Source organism: Campylobacter sp. W0066.2, assembly GCF_024723515.1.
Classification (GTDB): Bacteria; Campylobacterota; Campylobacteria; order Campylobacterales; family Campylobacteraceae; genus Campylobacter_D.
In genome coordinates, this window is record NZ_JANQCV010000008.1 from 44,001 (window position 1) to 62,814 (window position 18,814).

General features: G+C 30.8%; 21 protein-coding genes. 17 read left to right on the forward strand and 4 right to left on the reverse strand.

Translation table 11 applies throughout. The annotated features are described in order from the left end of the window. The first annotated feature begins 44 nt into the window (after positions 1 to 44). From CAMP18498_RS04835 to CAMP18498_RS04855, 5 genes are all read left to right on the forward strand, one after another. The gene (locus tag CAMP18498_RS04835; protein WP_069099694.1) at positions 45 to 287 is read left to right on the forward strand and encodes a DUF448 domain-containing protein; all 243 of its coding nucleotides are present in this window, start codon (positions 45 to 47) and stop codon (positions 285 to 287) included. Continuing rightward, complete coding sequence (gene infB / locus CAMP18498_RS04840; RefSeq protein WP_337197825.1) at positions 268 to 2,901, forward strand: translation initiation factor IF-2; 2,634 nt, start codon at positions 268 to 270, stop codon at positions 2,899 to 2,901. The genes CAMP18498_RS04835 and infB overlap by 20 nt, the downstream gene beginning before the upstream one ends. Further along, positions 2,898 to 3,260, forward strand: coding sequence for a 30S ribosome-binding factor RbfA (rbfA, locus tag CAMP18498_RS04845; RefSeq protein ID WP_039617407.1), 363 nt, complete (start codon positions 2,898 to 2,900; stop codon positions 3,258 to 3,260). Before infB ends, rbfA begins: the two co-directional genes overlap by 4 nt. Further along, positions 3,250 to 3,672, forward strand: coding sequence for a ribosome maturation factor RimP (gene rimP, locus CAMP18498_RS04850; protein ID WP_337197826.1), 423 nt, complete (start codon positions 3,250 to 3,252; stop codon positions 3,670 to 3,672). Before rbfA ends, rimP begins: the two co-directional genes overlap by 11 nt. A 98-nt stretch (positions 3,673 to 3,770) precedes the next feature. Further along, entirely contained in the window at positions 3,771 to 3,926 is a 156-nt protein-coding gene (locus CAMP18498_RS04855) for a hypothetical protein (RefSeq protein WP_337197827.1), read from the forward strand. 214 nt (positions 3,927 to 4,140) lie between these two features. Here CAMP18498_RS04855 and CAMP18498_RS04860 read toward each other — a convergent pair whose 3' ends face one another. After that, positions 4,141 to 6,063, reverse strand: a complete 1,923-nt coding sequence (locus CAMP18498_RS04860; protein WP_337197828.1) for a motility associated factor glycosyltransferase family protein — start codon at positions 6,061 to 6,063, stop codon at positions 4,141 to 4,143. A 109-nt stretch (positions 6,064 to 6,172) separates the two neighbouring features. On the opposite strand from CAMP18498_RS04860, the gene ribD reads away from it, so the two are divergent. After that, the gene (gene ribD / locus CAMP18498_RS04865) at positions 6,173 to 7,165 is read left to right on the forward strand and encodes a bifunctional diaminohydroxyphosphoribosylaminopyrimidine deaminase/5-amino-6-(5-phosphoribosylamino)uracil reductase RibD (RefSeq protein WP_337197829.1); all 993 of its coding nucleotides are present in this window, start codon (positions 6,173 to 6,175) and stop codon (positions 7,163 to 7,165) included. Here ribD and sppA read toward each other — a convergent pair. Beyond that, positions 7,162 to 8,055, reverse strand: coding sequence for a signal peptide peptidase SppA (sppA, locus tag CAMP18498_RS04870; protein ID WP_337197830.1), 894 nt, complete (start codon positions 8,053 to 8,055; stop codon positions 7,162 to 7,164). The two genes, ribD and sppA, sit on opposite strands and share 4 nt — an antisense overlap. Continuing rightward, entirely contained in the window at positions 8,043 to 9,266 is a 1,224-nt protein-coding gene (gene mqnF, locus CAMP18498_RS04875; RefSeq protein ID WP_337197831.1) for an aminofutalosine deaminase family hydrolase, read from the reverse strand. Before mqnF ends, sppA begins: the two co-directional genes overlap by 13 nt. A gap of 88 nt (positions 9,267 to 9,354) precedes the next feature. On the opposite strand from mqnF, the gene aroQ reads away from it, so the two are divergent. The 11 genes from aroQ to mnmA are packed head-to-tail and all read left to right on the forward strand — an operon-like array spanning position 9,355 to position 18,156. After that, a complete protein-coding gene (aroQ, locus tag CAMP18498_RS04880) occupies positions 9,355 to 9,837 on the forward strand; it encodes a type II 3-dehydroquinate dehydratase (RefSeq protein ID WP_039625266.1) in 483 nt (160 codons plus the stop codon). After that, complete coding sequence (locus tag CAMP18498_RS04885) at positions 9,834 to 10,859, forward strand: M24 family metallopeptidase (RefSeq protein WP_337197832.1); 1,026 nt, start codon at positions 9,834 to 9,836, stop codon at positions 10,857 to 10,859. The genes aroQ and CAMP18498_RS04885 overlap by 4 nt, the downstream gene beginning before the upstream one ends. Before the next feature lies 1 nt (position 10,860). Next, the gene (folK, locus tag CAMP18498_RS04890) at positions 10,861 to 11,334 is read left to right on the forward strand and encodes a 2-amino-4-hydroxy-6-hydroxymethyldihydropteridine diphosphokinase (RefSeq protein ID WP_337197833.1); all 474 of its coding nucleotides are present in this window, start codon (positions 10,861 to 10,863) and stop codon (positions 11,332 to 11,334) included. Positions 11,335 to 11,342: 8 nt separating this feature from the next. Further along, on the forward strand, positions 11,343 to 12,725 hold the full coding sequence (flhF, locus tag CAMP18498_RS04895; protein ID WP_263727514.1) for a flagellar biosynthesis protein FlhF: 1,383 nt from the start codon (positions 11,343 to 11,345) through the stop codon (positions 12,723 to 12,725). After that, positions 12,718 to 13,581 carry a flagella biosynthesis ATPase FlhG gene (gene flhG / locus CAMP18498_RS04900; protein WP_337197834.1) on the forward strand — a complete coding sequence of 288 codons (864 nt, stop codon included), beginning with the start codon at positions 12,718 to 12,720 and terminating at the stop codon, positions 13,579 to 13,581. The genes flhF and flhG overlap by 8 nt, the downstream gene beginning before the upstream one ends. A 14-nt stretch (positions 13,582 to 13,595) precedes the next feature. Further along, positions 13,596 to 13,952 (forward strand): hypothetical protein, encoded by a 357-nt coding sequence (locus CAMP18498_RS04905; RefSeq protein ID WP_337197835.1) that lies wholly within the window; start codon positions 13,596 to 13,598, stop codon positions 13,950 to 13,952. Continuing rightward, positions 13,939 to 14,625, forward strand: coding sequence for an RNA polymerase sigma factor FliA (locus tag CAMP18498_RS04910; RefSeq protein WP_039625270.1), 687 nt, complete (start codon positions 13,939 to 13,941; stop codon positions 14,623 to 14,625). The genes CAMP18498_RS04905 and CAMP18498_RS04910 overlap by 14 nt, the downstream gene beginning before the upstream one ends. Then, positions 14,625 to 15,716: a flagellar motor switch protein FliM gene (gene fliM, locus CAMP18498_RS04915; protein WP_337197836.1), complete on the forward strand. Its 1,092-nt coding sequence runs from the start codon at positions 14,625 to 14,627 to the stop codon at positions 15,714 to 15,716. The genes CAMP18498_RS04910 and fliM overlap by 1 nt, the downstream gene beginning before the upstream one ends. Next, positions 15,706 to 16,545, forward strand: coding sequence for a flagellar motor switch protein FliY (gene fliY / locus CAMP18498_RS04920; RefSeq protein ID WP_337197837.1), 840 nt, complete (start codon positions 15,706 to 15,708; stop codon positions 16,543 to 16,545). The genes fliM and fliY overlap by 11 nt, the downstream gene beginning before the upstream one ends. After that, positions 16,542 to 17,177, forward strand: a complete 636-nt coding sequence (locus CAMP18498_RS04925; RefSeq protein WP_257929295.1) for a TIGR00730 family Rossman fold protein — start codon at positions 16,542 to 16,544, stop codon at positions 17,175 to 17,177. The genes fliY and CAMP18498_RS04925 overlap by 4 nt, the downstream gene beginning before the upstream one ends. Continuing rightward, positions 17,140 to 18,156, forward strand: coding sequence for a tRNA 2-thiouridine(34) synthase MnmA (mnmA, locus tag CAMP18498_RS04930; protein WP_337197838.1), 1,017 nt, complete (start codon positions 17,140 to 17,142; stop codon positions 18,154 to 18,156). The genes CAMP18498_RS04925 and mnmA overlap by 38 nt, the downstream gene beginning before the upstream one ends. Positions 18,157 to 18,333: 177 nt before the next feature. Here mnmA and CAMP18498_RS04935 read toward each other — a convergent pair whose 3' ends face one another. Next, positions 18,334 to 18,741 (reverse strand): hypothetical protein, encoded by a 408-nt coding sequence (locus tag CAMP18498_RS04935; RefSeq protein ID WP_337197839.1) that lies wholly within the window; start codon positions 18,739 to 18,741, stop codon positions 18,334 to 18,336. Positions 18,742 to 18,814: the final 73 nt, after the last annotated feature.

The following is an 18,814-nucleotide window of genomic DNA, read 5'->3' on the forward strand; positions in this document are numbered from 1 at the left end:
TCCAAAAAAAAGATATAATTTTGAAAAATCATATACCCATTAGAATGTGCATTGTTTGCAAAGGCCGTTATGAAAAGCAAAGTTTGCATCAATTCCAAATAAAAAATTCTCAAATTATCACTAAAGTGGAATTTGGTAGGAGTTTATATATTTGTAATTCATGTTTTGATAAAGATGAAAAAACATTGCAAAGGGCCTTTATGAGAGCTTGCAAAGGCAATTTTCATGGTAATATAAATCAGCAGGATTTAAAGGAGATATTTTTTAATGGCAGATGTAAAGATTAGCGAGATTGCTCAAGAGTTAGGATATACAAGTAAAGAAATTATAGAAAAAGCCAATGAAATGGGCTTAGAAGATATCAAATCCTCTAACAAAAAAGTATCTTCTGAAATCGCAGAAGCGATTTATCAATACGTTCAATCAGGCGAAATACTAGATGTGGTAAAAAAAGTGGCCAAGCCTAAAAAAGAAAGTACAGCAAAAAAAACTACTAAAAAAGAAGAAAGTAAAAAAGAAGATAAAAAAACTACTACCAAAAAAGAAAGTAAAAGTCCTGCTAAAGCAGCAAGTGAAAAAAAAGATGAAACAAAAAAAGAAGAAAAACAACCTGAAAATCCTATAAAAAATGAAGTATTAGAAGAAAAAAAAGAAGAAATTAAACTCGATGAAAAGCTAGGTTCTAATTTAAATTTAGCCAAAAGAAGAGGCTTGGTCATCGTTAAAAAGAAAAAAGAAGAAAGTAAAGAAACTCAAATAAATAAAGAAGAAAAAGCTAGTACTCAAGCTACTCAAGGTCTAAGCCTTAGCATGATTTTTTCAAATTCAGATGAGAATTTAAAAAGAAAGAAAAAAGAAAAGAAAAATCATCCTGTAGCAAGCAAAAAAGAAAATACTACTAAAATGGATCTTTTAGGAGATAAAGATTTTGCTGATATTTCTTTAGAAGATGATGATATGGTGGTTTTACCTGATTTTAGCGTAAAAGAAAACAAACCAGCGCAACCAGTAAACAAAAAACAACCAAATATCTTAAAGCAATCTTTAAATAATTCTATCAATCCATTTGGCGAGGGTGGTATACAAAGAAGAAGTCGTAAAAAATCACCTAAAAAGGTAGAGAAAAAAGAAAGTGAAGCGATCACAAGTGTAAGCATACCTAAAGAAATTCGTGTGTATGAATTTGCTGAAAAACTTGGTAAAAACACCGGAGAAGTTATCTCTAAGCTTTTCATGCTTGGTATGATGACGACTAAAAATGATTTTTTAGATGAGGATGCTATTGAAATTCTTGCAGCTGAATTTGGAGTGGAGATTAATATCATCGATGAGGCTGATGAGTTTGATTATGTAAAAGATTATGATGAAAATCAAACAGAAGAAAATTTAAGCCAAAGAGCTCCGGTTATCACTATCATGGGGCATGTTGATCATGGTAAGACTTCTTTGCTTGATTATATAAGAAAATCACGCATTGCAAGCGGTGAAGCAGGAGGGATTACTCAACATGTTGGTGCTTACATGGTGGAAAAAAATGGTAGAAAAATCACTTTTATCGATACTCCAGGCCATGAGGCATTTACTGCTATGCGTGCAAGGGGAGCTAGTATAACGGATATTGTTATTATCGTAGTAGCTGCAGATGATGGGGTAAAACCTCAAACAAAAGAAGCGATTAATCATGCAAAAGCAGCTAATGTACCTATCATCATCGCTATTAATAAAATGGATAAAGAAAACGCAAATCCTGACATGGTAAAAACTCAGTTAGCAGAAATGGATATCATGCCAGTAGAGTGGGGTGGAAGTCATGAGTTTGTGCCAGTTTCAGCTAAAAAGGGTGATGGTATAGAGGATTTACTTGAAATTGTATTATTACAAGCTGATATTTTAGAGCTTAAAGCAAATCCAAAAGCCCATGCTAAAGCAAGTATTATAGAATCTTCAGTGCAAAAAGGTAGAGGTCCTGTGGCTACTATCATCGTACAAAATGGTACTTTAAGAGTGGGAAATACAGTCGTAGCAGGGGAAGCTTATGGTAAAGTGCGTGCTATGAGTGATGATCAAGGCAAAGCTTTAAAAGAAATAGGCCCAGGTGAGTGCGGGGTGATCATAGGTCTTAGTGAAGTAGCTGACGCGGGAGAAACTTTAATAGCCGTAGATAGCGATAAACAAGCAAGAGAATATGCTAATAAACGCCATGAATACAACCGCCAAAAAGAATTAAGTAAATCCACTAAAGTAAGCATAGATGAGCTTGGTGCAAAAATCAAAGAAGGCAATTTAAAAGCCCTTCCTGTGATCTTAAAAGCAGATGTGCAAGGCTCGCTTGAAGCGATTAAGGCTAGTTTGGAAAAACTTAAAAACGATGAGATTAAAGTTAATATCATCCATAGCGGGGTAGGTGGTATTACTCAAAGTGATATAGAGCTTGCAAGTGCAAGTGAAAACTCTATCGTTTTAGGTTTTAATATACGTCCAACTGGTGAGATCAAAGAACGTGCTAAAGATAAAGGTGTAGAGATAAAAACTTATAATGTTATTTATAACTTGCTTGATGATGTAAAAGCTTTACTAGGTGGTATGATGAGTCCTATCATCTCTGAAGAACAACTTGGTCAAGCTGAAATTCGTCAAGTGATCAATGTACCAAAACTAGGACAAATCGCAGGTTGTATGGTAACAGAAGGCACGATCAATCGTGGTGCTAAAATCAGGCTTATTAGAGATGGGGTTGTGGTATTTGAAGGTAATGTAAGCTCGCTCAAACGCTTTAAAGATGATGTAAGAGAAGTTGCAAAAGGCTATGAATGTGGTGTAGGCATAGAAGGTTGTAATGATATGAGAGTGGGGGATTATATAGAAAGTTACAAAGAAGTTGAGGAACAAGTAAGCCTATGAACCCAGCAGAAATCAAAAAGCTACGCACAGAAAGCATTTTAAAAGAGCTTATACCAGAAGCTTTAGCAAATTTAGACAATGAAGCTTTAAAAAACTTGTGTGTAGTGGATGTGGAGTGTAAAAAAGGCAGATACGATGCTTTTGTGTATTTAGATAAAATGTTTTTTAATACCCAAGAGCAAGAAATCATACTCAATCAACTTAAAAAAGCTGCCCGTGCTTTGCAAAATTACTGCATGAGCGAGCAAGGGTGGTATAGATGTCCGAATTTTCACTTTAAATTTGATGATAGATTAGAGTATCAAAACCATATGGATGCTTTATTTGAAAAAATCAAAAAGGAACAAAATGAATCTTGAAGCACTTTGTAAAGAAGCAGGGCTTAGTTTTTATGATGATGAGCTAGTAAGTGAAAATGGTAGAAAAATTTATAGAATTTATGTACAAAAAGAAGGCGGGGTAAATCTTGATGATTGTGCTAGGCTTAGTGAGATTTTATCGCCTATTTTTGATGTAGAACGACCTGTGAGTGGGGATTATTTTTTAGAAGTATCAAGCTGTGGACTTGAAAGAAAACTTAGTAAAATCGAGCATTTTGCAAAAAGCATTAACGAACTTGTAAAAATCACAACTAGTGAAAAAGAAAAAATCGAAGCAAAAATCATCGCTGTAGATGATGAAAATATTACTTTAGAAAATTTAGAAACTCAAGAAAAAACTACTATAAATTTTAGCGACATAAGAAAAGCTAAAACCTTCATACAATGGTAAAAATTTAGAAATCTAAATTTTTACTCATCTTTTGTATAATTAAATTTAAACACAAAAATCTATCAAATTTTTATATTTGTAGGTTAAAGGGAAATAGTATGAATATTATTGAATTTCACTTTTTAAATGAAAATAAAATACAAGCACAAATAGAAAATTCAAATGAAAAATTTTTAGGATATTTTTGGAAAAAAGTAAAAAGTATAATCAATATATTAAAGCCTTGCAAATGTTTAGTAAATTTGATTTTTTAAATTATGAGATATATGTCTTAGTTTTAAAATTTTTAAGATGCTTTGATTATTGAATTTGTTTTCTTAGTGTGTGAATTTTATCCTTTCCTAAAGCAAAATAATGTCTTTGTTTTTTCTACAAAAAAATTTAAGACTGGCAAGTATTTATTTCTTAGTGAGTAAGAACAAAAATTAGAAAAAATAAAAGTGCAGTTTTTGCATTTTTATTTTTGTATTAAAATTGATAGTGCAATCTAGTTTTTTCTATTTTTAAAATATACTTTTGAAGATACATATTTTTTAATTCATTTTCTATATTTATAATATTTTTTTTCAAAGTATTTTTTAATACTTTTATATGGCTATTTATTGTGAGTATCCATTCTAAGTGTTCTTTAATCCAAAGATGGTTTTTATTGAAAGCCTCTTCTTTTGTTTTTGGATTAAATATATAAATTCTAGCAAGATTGAGTTCAAATTGAGCATTTAAAGAATCTGCAATAGAACGTAATATTAATACTTTGTGCATTTTTTCTTTGAAGATATCTAATTGGTTTATAATATTATTAAAATTTTTCTCATTATTGCTTAAAAAATACAAAGTATTAAAAGTGAGAGTGCATTCTTTTTCTAAAATATTGCATATTTTTATAGCCTTATGAACTTTGTAAAACGACTTTAACATAAGTTCTATTTGTTTATTAAGGTTAGATTTTTCAAGTTTGGTAAAATATTTTTTTGGTTCTTTTTCAAGAATTTTTTGACAAACTTCTTTAAAAGGTTTTTCTATAGTTTCCTCTATTCTAGCTCCACCTTCGGTGCAGTTATATGTCGTTATATTAAGAAAATTTTTTGCATATAATATTTTTTTCTCCAATTCGGTTTTAAACATAATCCATGTATTTGTTGTTGGAATAAGGTTTTTGCCACCATAAGCTAATATTTTTAAGTTGTAATGGATTTCTTGAGGATTATAGGTATCATATTTTCCGTAGTGATATTCTTCTGGATGTGAAGATCCATCACTGCCATAAGCTAGATCCTGTCCTACTAAAAAGATATTTTTATATTCTAGTTTTAGTGCTAAAAAATAAGCCATATTTGCAACACTGGGGCATCCCGTTGAATATTCAAATTGCTTTAAGTGAAAATATTTATCCAAAGGTAGCATTCTTTGGATAAATATAAATTTACGATGATTTTGTTTTAAATATTTGACCGTGTTAAGATGTGTGACACTTGATAAAATAAAAATTATATCTTGATCAAATTCTCCAAAATCATTATTAAAAAATTCACTAGTTTCTTTAATTCTTTCTACAGATAAAACATAATCAGGTTTTATGTCATGTTTTGCTAGTATAGGATAAGCACTATCAGCACAAAAAATAGTTGCTTTGTCTGCATATTTTTTAAGCAAAGGAAGTTGTTTAATTAAAGAAGGACCCGTTGAAACTATAATAGCGTGTTTGGAACTACCTTTTCTTTTAAGCATTAATTCTTTGAATGAAAAATTTGAAATAATATCCGGAAGGTTGTAAATAAAATTTTCTATACCCTTGAGAGCGTCTTGAGAGTCGGTTCCTTTTGCTAATATAGCTTGTTTTATATGTATTTGCATATTTTGATTCGTTTTTATAATATCTTCTTGGTATCTTTCATAATAATCACAATGAATATCTAAAAAATAAACACGCAAAAAGTTGAAAAAAGGACTATTTGAACAGATGTTGTTATATGTGTTAATATCAATTGATTCTATATCTAAAATAACTAATCGGCGATCTTTTAATTCTTCACTAAAATCTATACATTGAAAACTTAAATAAATAAATTCTATTTCTTTTTCAAAAATAATTATTTTTTGTCTATTTTTGTTTTGTAAAAGAGCTTTATATAAAATTCCATTCCCAAAACCATAAAAATAAAGCACAGGATATAAAAGATATTTATCATTATATAAGTTTAGTTTCTCATTTAATTCACTAAGGGTATTGCTATATACTGTATACCCTTCCTCATAGTGTATAAAATTAATATCTAGAGAATCTTTTCCTTGTAGAATTTGGAATTTTTGAGGTTTAAAATTTTCTAACTTTTCTTTTAATATTTTATTGTTTAAGGCTTCTAGATTTTTATTAAATAAAAATAAATTCATTTTTTATCCTTTAAAATGTTCATGATTTTATTATACTTAAATTTTAAATTATTGATAAGTGGTTAATATATTTTGCTATATTTTTAAAAGTAAAACGATAGAAGGTAGTATGAATCACGAATTTTATATGAATTTAGCCATAGATGAAGCTTGGAAATATCAGCTTTTAACCTACCCTAATCCAGCCGTAGGCTGTGTGATCTTAGATAAAAATGGCAAAATCTTAAGCATAGAAGCACACAAAGAAGCAGGTAAGGCTCATGCAGAACTTGAAACAGTGAGCAAAGCCTTAAAAGCACTTAATCCAAATTTAGATTTACCACAAAATACAAACGATTTGCATGAGTTTATTTGTCAAAATCATCAGGGGTTATTAAAAGGCGCTAGTGCTTATGTGAGCTTAGAGCCTTGCAATCATCAGGGCAAAACCCCACCTTGTGCGAAACTTTTTAGCACACTTGGTTTTAGTGAAGTTTTTATTGCCACTAAAGATGAACACAAGCTTGCAAGTGGTGGAGCAGAGTTTTTAAAAAATCAAGGCATAACAGTTCATATGGGAATTTGCGAGCAAAGAGCCAAAGAGCTTTTAAAGCCTTTTTTAAAATGGCAAAAATCAAGCTTTAAATTTTTTAAACTAGCCCTTTCTTTAAATGGCTCTGTTTATGGTAAAAGCGTAAGTTCTAAAGCAAGTAGAACTTACGCTCATGTATTACGCTCAAAGCTTGATTTGCTTGTAGTAGGTGGAGAAACTATAAGACATGATAGGCCTATTTTAGATGCAAGGCTAGCCCAAGCTAAAGCACCAAATTTATGCATACTGAGCCGTCAAAATTTAGAAAGTTTTGATCCAAACATTCCTTTATTTAGCGTAGCTGAAAGAGAAATTTTTACAAGCATTCCTAGCAAAGCAAAGCTTATCATGTATGAGGGTGGGGAGAATTTTTTAAAAGCCTTTAAAGATGAGTTAGATATGCTTTTGATTTTTTCAAGCTCAAATTTAAATACTCTTGAAAATGTTAAGTTAGATTTAAAGCTAAAGCCTTTATACAAAGGCTTTTTAGAAAATGATACTTATGGATTTTATGAGATTATTAAATTTTAGTAGATTTTTTGTGAGCTTACTTGTGTGAAAAATCGTGCTAAAGTGTTAGCAAAAAAGCTAGCACTTTGCTCTTCCAATCGTTTTAAAAACTTATCTATAGCATCTTCTTTTTGCCAGATAGGGTTTTGTACTTTGGCTAGTTTTTCTACTTCTTTTTTGGCTTGCTCGTAATTGCCTATTTTATCAATGAGTTTTAATTTTAAAGCTTCGTTTGCTAAAAATACTTTCGCATCAGCCCATGAGTTTGTTTGGTTTAAGTCTAGCTTGCGATTTTTAGCTACAAATTGTGTGAAAAGCTCATAGCTTTGATTAGCTAAATTTTGTAAAAAGTCTTTTTCATCTTCGCTCCATTTACGCATGAAAGTTCCTGCTTCTTTATAGCTTCCTGCTTTGATAGTTTGCTCATTTATACCAAGTTTTTGTGCAAGCTCACTTACTTCAAAGCCTTGCATGATTACCCCAATAGACCCTACAAAGCTAGCAGGATTAGCAATGATCATATCAGCTCCCACCGCACTTAAGTAACTCCCACTTGCTATAGTTCCACCTGTATAGACTACCACAGGTTTTTTAGCTTTAAGATCTTGTATAGCTAAGGCTATTTCCATACTTGGCGCAAAAGCTCCACCAGGGCTATCTATAAAAAGCAAAACTCCTTTTATAGCTTTATCATCTTTGGCTTTGTAAATTTGTTCTAAAAGATTGCTCGCATCGCTAATTTCACCTTTAAGATTAATTTGTGCTAAGTTTGCATTAGAAAGTTTGACATTATCCCCGCTTGGAGTAAGGATTAAAAACACGATAAATAAAAATACAAAGGTTTTAAAATAAGTGTTGATATAAGAGATGATTTTTCCAATTCCTTTAAAAAATGATTTTATAATTTGCATTCTTTTCCTTCTATAAAAAGTTTTAACACTTCTTTGCTTTGTAAGATAAACTGCAAAGGAAGTTGTTTTAAATTTACACTATTTGGTAAAGCAAAAAGACTAAAATCTGCTATTTTGCCTTTTTGAATTTGGCCTAGGTTTAAATTTAAAGCTTTTGCGGCTTTGTTTGTTGCCATTAAAAGCAATATTTTAGCAAAATTTTCTAACTCTAAATCATCATGTATAAGTAAATTTGCTCTCATTTCATCAAGCATACTTAAAGAAGTATTTGAACTCAAACCATCAGTTCCTAGATGGATATTAACACCATTTTTTAAAGCAGATTTTAATTTAAAAGTATTTTTACTCAAAAGTCTGTTTGAAAAAGCACAATGCGTGATCGAGTGTAAATTTTTATCTAATAAATCCCATTCTTTAAAATACACACAATGTGTAAATAAAGTCCTTTGATCTTTAAAAAGCTCTAAAAAGCTTTGTGGGGTATAAAATGGCATAGGATTTTTGCTAAATTTAGCTAAGCTCTTTTTAAAACCACTTTTTTTAAACCTTAGCCAGTTGTTTTCATGATTACTTTCAAGAAAATGTGTGCTTAGTAAATGATCATTTTCTCTAGCAAGTTTTATAGCAAATTTGGCAAGTTCTGGGTGGGTTGAGTAGGGTGCATGCACTGAAATAGCAGGGATAAATTTAGAAGTTTTAAAACGCATGCTTTTTTCATAGCGAGTTAAAAATTCTTCTTTTTTAGCTTGGATAAAATTTTCATTTGAGCCTAAAATTTCATTAAAAAATACCACTCTAGCTTGTGAATTGACACAAGGGTTTAAATCATTCCCAAAACTTGAAATTTCTCCTATGGTAGCAGTGCCACTTTTTAGCATTTTATGGATATTTTGTGAGATTAATTTTTCTTTGGCTTTTTCGTTTAATTGCTCGCGGTTATTAAAAACGCTATCAAGCCATTTTAAAAAGTCTCCAAATTTCCATAGACTAATATTTGCACTAAATTCTAAATGCGTGTGTGGATTGATAAAAGCAGGTAAAAGCAAGGTATCTTTTGGAGTTGGTATAAGCTTAGCTTGTGGGTAAGATTTTTGTAAATTTTCTAAGCTATCAATTTCTAAAATATTATCATCAAAAAGAACTGCTTTGTTTTCTAAAATATTAAAATCATCATCGCAAGTTAAGATGATTTTAGATGCTATTATAAACATTTTACCTCCTTTAAAAAGGGAAATTGTAGCTAAAATTTAGCTTTAAAATGCTATAATATAGTAAATTTTACTAAATAAAGGTTAGATTATGAAAGTTATGGTGATACAAGGACCAAACATCAATATGCTTGGTGTGAGAGAAACTCATATTTATGGTAATATGAAAATGGAAGATATCCATGAGCAAATGAAACAAGCCGCAAAACAAGCTAATGTAGAGATTGAGTTTTTTCAAAGTAATTTTGAAGGTGAGTTAGTTGATAAAATTCAAGAATGCTTAGGCAGTGTAGATGGAGTGATTATTAATGCAGCTGCTTATGCACACACTTCTATAGCAATCCGCGATGCGATTGCAGCGATTAATATGCCTGTGATTGAAGTGCATATTAGCAATACTTATAGAAGAGAAGAATTTAGACAAAAAAGCATGATAGCACCAGTTTGTGCAGGTAGTGTGGTAGGTTTTGGTCCTTTTGGTTATCATATGGCTTTAATGGGACTTTTCCAAATTTTTGATCAAATTAATGCATATAAAGCAGCTCAAGCAAAAGCGCAACAAGCAAATCAATGAATTTTATCTTAAAAAACGAAAATGCACTTTTTTATGAGTGTGGCTATTCTTGCGATAATGCTTTGTTTTTAAAACTTGAAGATGAAGCTTTTTTCATCACTGATGCAAGATATAGCTTTGAAGCTAGCGAAATGATAAAAAATGCTAAGGTAGTTTTAGCACAAGATCTTTTTGCTAGTGCTAGAGAGCTTTTAGAAAAAGCAGGAATTGATAGGGTGTGTTTTGACCCAAAAGACTTTAGCTATTTTGAATTTAAAGAACTTAGTAAAAGTGCAAATATCGTTTTTGAAGAAAAATTAGATTTGAGTAAAAATAAACGCATTATAAAAAATGCTAAAGAATTACAGCTTTTGCAAAAGGCTGTAAATTTTGGCAAAGAATGCTTTGAAGAATTTGCTAAATTTATCAGCCAAGAAGGTTATGGAAAAAGTGAAAAAGAATTACATTTTAAAGCATGTGAAATTTTTCAAAAAAAAGGTGCTTTAGGACTTTCTTTTTCACCTATTGTGGCTATTAATGAAAATGCGGCTAAAGCACATGCTTTACCTAGTGATAAATGTTTAGAATATGGAGATTTGTTATTAGTTGATGCGGGTGTAGTTTATCAAAGGTATTGTTCTGATCGCACAAGAACAGCTTGTTTTGATGAGAGTGGCATAGTGTTTGATAAAAATAAGCCAAATTTTAAAGACAAAGAAATTATGCAAATTTATGAAGTGGTTAAACAAGCTCAGCTTCAAGCCATAGAAAAAGCACGCGTTGGTATGAGATCAAGTGAGCTTGATTTTATCGCAAGAGAAGTGATTAAAAACGCAGGTTTTGAAAAAGAATTTATTCATAGTTTAGGACATGGAGTGGGACTTGATATACATGAGTTACCAAACATTAGTCCAAGAAGTGATTATGAGCTAAAAGAAGGTATGGTATTTACCATTGAACCTGGAATTTATATCAAAGATAAACTAGGTATTAGGATAGAAGACATGGTCTATCTTGATAAAGAAAAGGCAGTGGTGTTATAATTTGCTGGTTAAAGGAGCTAGAAGGTTAGAAAAAATTCGTTTTTTTCCTTTTTATTCGAATGAAAAAAAAAGAGGAAAATACATAGCCATTATAGGACTTGGAAGTAATATAGAAGATGAAAAAAAACGCTTTCGGAGTTTATTTAGGCTTTTAATGCAAGATAAACGCTTGCAAGTATTGCAAACATCGCCATTTTTGATTAATAAAGCTTTTGGCTTTGAAGAGCAAAAAGACTTTACTAATGCAGTGATGGTTGTAAGTACAAGTTTGCATGCAAGAGCACTTTTAAAAGTTTTGTTTTTTTATGAGTTTAAATTCAAAAGAAAAAGAACTTTTAAAAATGCTCCTAGAACGCTTGATTTGGATTTGTTGTATTTTTCAAAAAAAGCGCGTAAAGATGAGTATTGCACAGTGCCTCATGTAGGGCTAAATGATAGAATTAGTGTAACTTTGCCTTTGGGCTTGTTAAGATAAGGAAAAATATGGGACAATTGATTCATACTTTTACAGTTGAAAGCACAGATGAGATTATACCTAAGGTTAAGCAAGATTATGGTGATAAGGCTTTGATAGTAACTAATAAGCAAATTCGTCCAAAAACTATCAATCAAAAACCTTTATACGAGGTTATAGTAGCGATTGAAGAAGCTGATTATGAAGAACATTTAAAGCAAAACAATTTACCTATGCCACCAAAGAAAAAACCAAATACAGCAAGTTTCCCTGAGGCTAAAATTCAAGCTCCAAAACTTGAAGATGAAAAAAAAGAAGAAGATGTAGTGCTTGATTTTTCTTCAAAAGCTAAGCAAAAACCTATTAATCCTTATTTAAATACAAGCAAAAAAGATGATAATTTTTTAAATTTAAAAAATAAACTTTCTCAGGTTAGTTCAGAAATTAGCAAGGTTTCAAACTATCAAGATTTTTCTATGCCAAATCCAAATTATGATAAAAAAATAGAAGCTTTTGAAAAACAAATGAACAAGCTTAATGATAAAATGAATTTACTTGTGGATATGATGTGGGATGATAAGGCAGATTTACGCAAAGAATTAGCTATACCACCTGAGTTTGCAAGTATTTATAAGCAAGCCAAAGCAAGCGGTATGCAAGAAGCGCATTTAGAAGCGATTATGAAAGCGACTATTGAAAATATGCCAAGCACCATGAAAGCAAATCAAGAAGCAGTGCAAAGGTATTTTTACTCACTTTTGCGTAATATGCTTCCATGTCGTTTGGAAAGTGAAATTAAAAAGCAAAAAATCATGATGTTAGTAGGTCCAACAGGAGTAGGTAAAACTACAACTTTAGCAAAGCTCGCTTTTCGCTATGCTTATGGAGATAGACGCTACAAAACCGGTATTATAACTCTTGATACGTATAGAATAGGTGCAGTAGAACAGCTTTTTCAATATGCTAAGATGATGAAACTTCCTATTATTGATAGTATAGAGCCAAATGATTTAGATGATGCAATTAGAAGTTTAAATACTTGTGAGGTTATTTTAGTAGATACAACAGGAAATTCACAGTATGATAAAGTAAAACTTGAAAAAACAAAAGAATTTTTGTCGCATTCTAATGCGCAAATTGATGTAAATTTGGTACTTTCAGCAAATACAAAATACGAAGATTTATTAGAAACATATAATAATTTTTCATTTTTAAATATAGACACTTTAATCATTACAAAATTTGATGAAACAAAAGTGTTTGGAAATGTATTTTCTTTGCTTTATGAAACTAGCACTCCGATGAGCTTTTTTTCCATAGGTCAAGAAGTGCCTGATGATATAGAAGTGGCTAATAGTGACTTTTTAGTGCGTTGTGTGTTAGAAGGTTTTAGAAGGGATGAAAATGAGTAATCAAGCAGAAAAATTAAAAGATCTAGTAAAAAATGAAAACTCCAATGTAAAACATACTCATTTTATCGCAGTTACTAGCGGTAAAGGTGGGGTTGGAAAAAGTACTTTTAGTGCAAATTTGGGTAACATCCTAGCTAAAAATGGTTATAAAGTAGGGCTTTTTGATGCAGATATTGGGCTTGCAAATTTAGATGTGATTTTAAATGTGCGTGTAGAAAAAAACCTTTTGCATGTTTTAAAGGGTGAATGCTCGCTAGAAGATATTTTAATAGAAGTAAAGCCAAATTTATGGCTTATCCCAGGTGAAAGTGGCGATGAAATTTTAAAATATAATGATAAAAATATTTACGAGAGATTTTTAAATCAAACAAGTATTTTAGATGATTTAGACTTTTTAATCATTGATACAGGAGCAGGTATAGGTGGTAATATAGGAAATTTCTTAGAAATGTCTGATGAGGTTATTGTCATCACTGTGCCTGATCCTGCTGCGATTACTGATGCTTATGCTACTATAAAAACCACTTCAAAGACTAAAGAGAATTTATTAATGGTGTTTAATGTTGTTAAAAATGAAAATGAGGCTTTGAGAATTTTTGATAACATTAAAAAAGTAGCAGATATTAACATTAAGCATAATTTAAATTTAGAATTTTTAGGATTTTTAGGTCAAAGTAAAGATATTAGTTCTAGTATTAAAAAAAGAACTTTATTTAGTGATGATGACACTAATGCAAGTGATGAGCTCAAAGCCATAGCTTCTAAGCTTTTGTATAGGTTGGAACAAAAAGTGCTTAATAATGTGGGAGATAAAAGCATTGTGAGTTTTTTCAAAAAGCTTTTGGATCGTTTTTAGATTGAGGGAAAAAGATGAGACCAGAGAATTTTGTTGCTTTTTTTACTGTTTGTGGTTTTTTTATAGGATTAATGTTTACCATAGTTAATATAGAAGATGCAGTAGAGATAGTTGTATATACTTGTTTGATTACTTTTGTATTTTATGTGTTAATCCATATAGTAATTATGATTTTTGTAGATGTTAATAAAATTAGCGGTAGAAGCTTTAATAAAGAAAAATACGAAAATGAAAATAATAGTTTTATAGCAGAATTAGCCGCAAGAGAAAAGAAAATGGATTACTTGCTTGAAAAACTTCAAGAAGAGCGTGAAGGCCTTAAAAAGCTTGAAAGCTCTTCAAAAAGAAAAGTAAAACATGCAGCCGCATAATGCCTATGCTTCTACGCTAAAAAAAGAACAAGATGACTTAGTCATCTCTTATATGCCAGCATTAAGAGCTATGGCTTTTAGACTTAAAGAGCGTTTGCCTGCAAGTATTGATGTAAATGATTTAATTAGTATTGGCGTAGAGGAAATGATCAAACTCTCACGCCGTTACGATAAAGAACAAAATGATAATTTCTGGGGTTTTGCAAGAAAAAGAGTTAATGGAGCTATGCTTGATTATCTAAGAAGCCTTGATGTAATGAGTAGAAGTAATAGAAAAATCATCAAAGATATTGACGCTATTATAGATGAGTTTTATCAAGAAAATGAAAAAGAGCCTGATGATGAGTATTTAGCACAAAGACTAAATTTAGAAGTAGAAAAGGTAAAAGAAGCAAGAGCGGCTCATGCTATATCGCTTGTTATGCCTTTGGATGAACAGCTAAATTGCTTTAATGATAGCAATATCATAGAACAAATAGAAAAAGAAGAATTAATAGAAAAAATCAATACAGTTTTGGAAGAATTTAAAGAAAGAGAGAAGCTTGTAATACAGCTTTATTATTATGAAGAATTAAATTTAAAAGAAATCGCAGAGATTTTAGAGATTAGCGAGTCAAGAATTTCACAAATTCATAAGCGTTTGCTTAAGAAGATTCGAGAAAGGCTAGTTTAATGGCTGAGATACTTTCCCAAGAAGAAATTGATGCTCTTTTAGAAGTTGTTGATGATGATAGTGATGAAAGTGCAGCTTCTTCGAAATTAGAAGAGCTAGAAGATAAAAGAGATATAGTAGTATATGATTTTAAGCGTCCAAACAGAGTTTCTAAAGAACAACTTCGTTCTATTAAAGGGATTCATGATAAATTAGCAAGAAATCTTGCTTCGCAAATTTCATCTATGATGAGAAGTATAGTTGAGATTAAACTTCACTCGGTGGATCAAATGACTTATGGTGAGTTTTTGATGTCTTTGCCTTCGCCAACAAGCTTTAACGTTTTTTCAATTAAACCTTTAGATGGAAACTGCGTTTTAGAGATTAATCCAAGCATTGCTTTTCCTATGATAGATAGACTTTTAGGTGGTCAAGGAGAGAGTTTTGACGCCTTAAGAGAACTTACAGAAATCGAGCTCAATTTGCTTGATTCTATTTTGCGTATTATTATGCAAAGACTTAAAGAAAGCTGGATGAATGTTACTGAAATTTATCCAAGTGTTGAAGCAAAAGAATCAAGCCCAAATGTTGTGCAAATTGTTTCTCAAAATGAAATTGTTATCATGGTGGTAATGGAGATTATCATCGGAAATTCAAGTGGTATGGTAAATATTTGTTATCCTGTTGTGCATTTGGAAAGTATTTTGAGTCGTTTGGCAAATCGTGATATTATGATGGGTGAAACTTCGGCTAAAAAATCAAGAAATAAAGAACTTAAAACCTTGATCGGTCGTGCTGAGGTAATTTATGAAGCTATGCTTGGTAAGACTTTTATCAATGTAAATGAATTTTTAGATTTAAAACAAGGAGATATTTTAAAGCTTGATAGAAGTGCAGATGATAAAGCTATAGTAGCTATTGATAAAAAAGAAGTATTTTTAGCTCAAGTGGGGCTTCATAGATTTAGAAAGTCAATTAAAATCTTAGAACTTATCAAAACTGATAAAGATGAGATTAAAGAAATGCTTGAAAAATATGAAGATGAAAGAAGAGCAAAAGCAAATTCGTATGATGATAATGAAGAACTAGAAGAGGAAGACGATGATCAATGATTTTTTAGGCATATTCGTCAATGAATGTGTAAGTACAATAGAAGGTTTAACAGGAAAAAGTGCTGAATTTAGTGAGTATTATGAGTATGATGTAAATTCTCAAGATTCTATGACTCCACCATTAGTTAGCGCTACTTTTAGCGTTAATAATGAAATGAAAATTAAAATCCTAGCCAGTGCAGTTTTAATGAGTGCAATTGGTGAGTGGATGATGGGAGAAGAAGAAATCTCCAAAAACAGTGAGCTTAATGAAGATGAAATGGACGCTGCTAAAGAAGCTATACAAAATATCATCTCAGCATTTTCTACAACCTTAGGTGCGCAAAAAGAAATTCCAAAAATGGAGTTTAGTCTAGAAAATTGTGAATTTGTTGCAGATAGCTTAGAACTTGGTGGTTTTCATAAATTATATTTATATAATGTAAAAATAGCTGATTTAGAAGAAAAAATTTCTTTGGTTTTTGATGAAAAAATTTATAAGATTTTAACCAAAACTGACTTAGAAGAAATTGTAGCAACAAATGAAGATCATACACAAGATCATAAAGCCTTGGCTAATGTAGAAGAGCTAAGAAATATCGGTTTGATCATGGATGTACTCTTACCTATAAGAGTGCGTATAGGTAGTAAAAAAATGCTTTTAAAAGATGTTTTAACCATGGATATAGGTTCGGTTATCGAGCTTGATCAATTAGCAAATGATCCTTTAGAAATTTTAATAGGTGATAAAAAAATTGCTTATGGGGAAGTAGTTATCGTAGATGGAAACTTTGGAGTGCAAATTACTGAGATAGGCTCTAAAAAAGAAAGATTAGAACAGCTAAGATGAAAGAATATATCATTGAAGATATTGCCTATCTTAAAGAATTAGAAAAAATTCAAAAAGGCATAACTTTTTTTGGTTCTGCACGCTTAAAAGAAGATAATGAGTATTGTATTTTGGCTTCAAAATTAGCTCAGAAGTTAGCAGATCTTGGTTATAGTATCATCAGTGGTGGTGGCGGTGGCATTATGCAAGCTGCAAATTATGGGGCTATGCAAAGTCAAACTTCACACTTAAAATCTTTTGGATTTAATATACATTTACCATTTGAGCAAAAAGCAAATGACTTTTTAGAGTATAATATCACTTTTAAGAGCTTAGCCATTCGCAAAATGGCTCTTATTCAAAAGAGTCTAGCTTTTGTGATTTTCCCAGGCGGCTTTGGAACATTAGATGAATTTTTTGAAATTCTTACTCTTAAACAACTTAGTTTTAAAAAGGATGTTCCTATTATTTTAGTTGGGCAAAAATTTTGGCAACCTCTTGATGAATTTATCAAAACTTCTTTACTAGGACTTGGAACTATATCTAAAAATGATGAGTTAAAGTATAGTATAAGTGATGATTTAGATGAAATTATAAGAATGATAAAGGAAAAAGATGAAAATTCTTGTTGCAATGAGTGGGGGTGTAGATAGTACTGTAACTGCTTATAAGTTAAAACAAGCAGGACATGAGATCATAGGTTGTTATATGAAGCTTCATGGAAAAGCTAATTATCATGAAGAAAATATACAAAAAGTTGAAAAAGTTGCTAAATTTCTAGACATTAAATATCATATTTTAGACTTACAAGAAGATTTTAAAAATCAAGTTTATATGCCTTTTGTTAATACCTACAAAGAAGGAAAGACGCCAAATCCTTGCGCTTTGTGTAATCGCTTTATCAAGCTTGGTAAGCTTTTGGAATTTGCTAAGAGTTTGGGTTGTGAAAAATTAGCCACAGGTCATTATGCAAGGATAGAAAATGGTTTGATTAAAACTGCAGTTGATGAGAGTAAGGATCAAAGCTATTTTCTAGCAAATGCAGATAAAGAGGCTTTGGAGTATTTGATTTTTCCTCTTGGAGAGATGAAAAAAGAAGATGTAAAAAAATTTGCTTCTACAATCGATGTTTTAAAATCTTTTGCAACACAAAAGGAAAGTTCTGAGATTTGTTTTGTGGAAGATACTTATGTGCAAGTTTTAGATCAGTTTATGGATACTAAAATTCCAGGTATTGTAAGAGATAGTAGTGGTAAAGAAGTAGGAAAACACGAAGGTTATATGCACTATACCATAGGTAAAAGAAGAGGTTTTGAGGTACGCGGGGCTCATGAGCCACATTTTGTATTAAAAATTGATCCTAAGAAAAATGAAATCATAGTAGGTAAAAAAGAAGAGCTTAAGATAAGTGAATTTAACCTTGATAATATTAATTTATTTATCGATGCTAAAGAATTAGATTGTGAAGTAAAAATACGCTATAGATCAAGATCAACCCCATGTAAAGTTTTGATTAATGAAGATAAAAGTGCAAAAATCATCTTACAAGAGCCTGTTTATGGGCTTGCTAGCGGACAAATGGCGGTATTTTACGATAAAGATTTAGTGCTTGCAAGTGGATTTATAAATTAACGCTAAAGGGTTGCACCCCTTTGGCGTTGCACCCTTATGTAATTATACTAACTTTTTTTTAAAAATTAAAATTATTTTATTGTAATAGAAAATAAGAAAATTGTAGTTGAGGTTTTTCTAAGATTGATTAAGTAAATCTTATCTTAGAAAAATTATATTGCATTTGATAGGTTGATTTTATTCAGCCATATCAACAATTGCTCCACTATTTTGACATCTTTCTTTATTCCATTTTCTTGTATCACATGCTCCATAAACTATTTCATGTTTATTCAAATCGCCATTTTTATAGTTGATATAAACAACATCTCCATATTGTATTTGTCTATTTGCAACCTCTTTAGCTAATTCATCTTGAGTCGGTTTTATATATTCAAAATCTTCAGCTACTTTAGGGTGTTTTTCTTTTAAAGCATTTAAATCAACATCTTTAAGGCTTTTTATCACAACATTAGAGCCATAATCTTTTTTTAAAGTTTTAATGAATAAATCATAACCACCTTTAGAACCTCTACTTGGATCATATTTATAATCTACTCCATTAGCACATGCTATAAAAGAAATTAATGCTAAAGCACCAAACATTGTTTTTTAATCATTTTTTATCCTTTTCGTTTTAGTTTGTGAAGTTTATCATAAATGAAGTTAAATCAAAAAA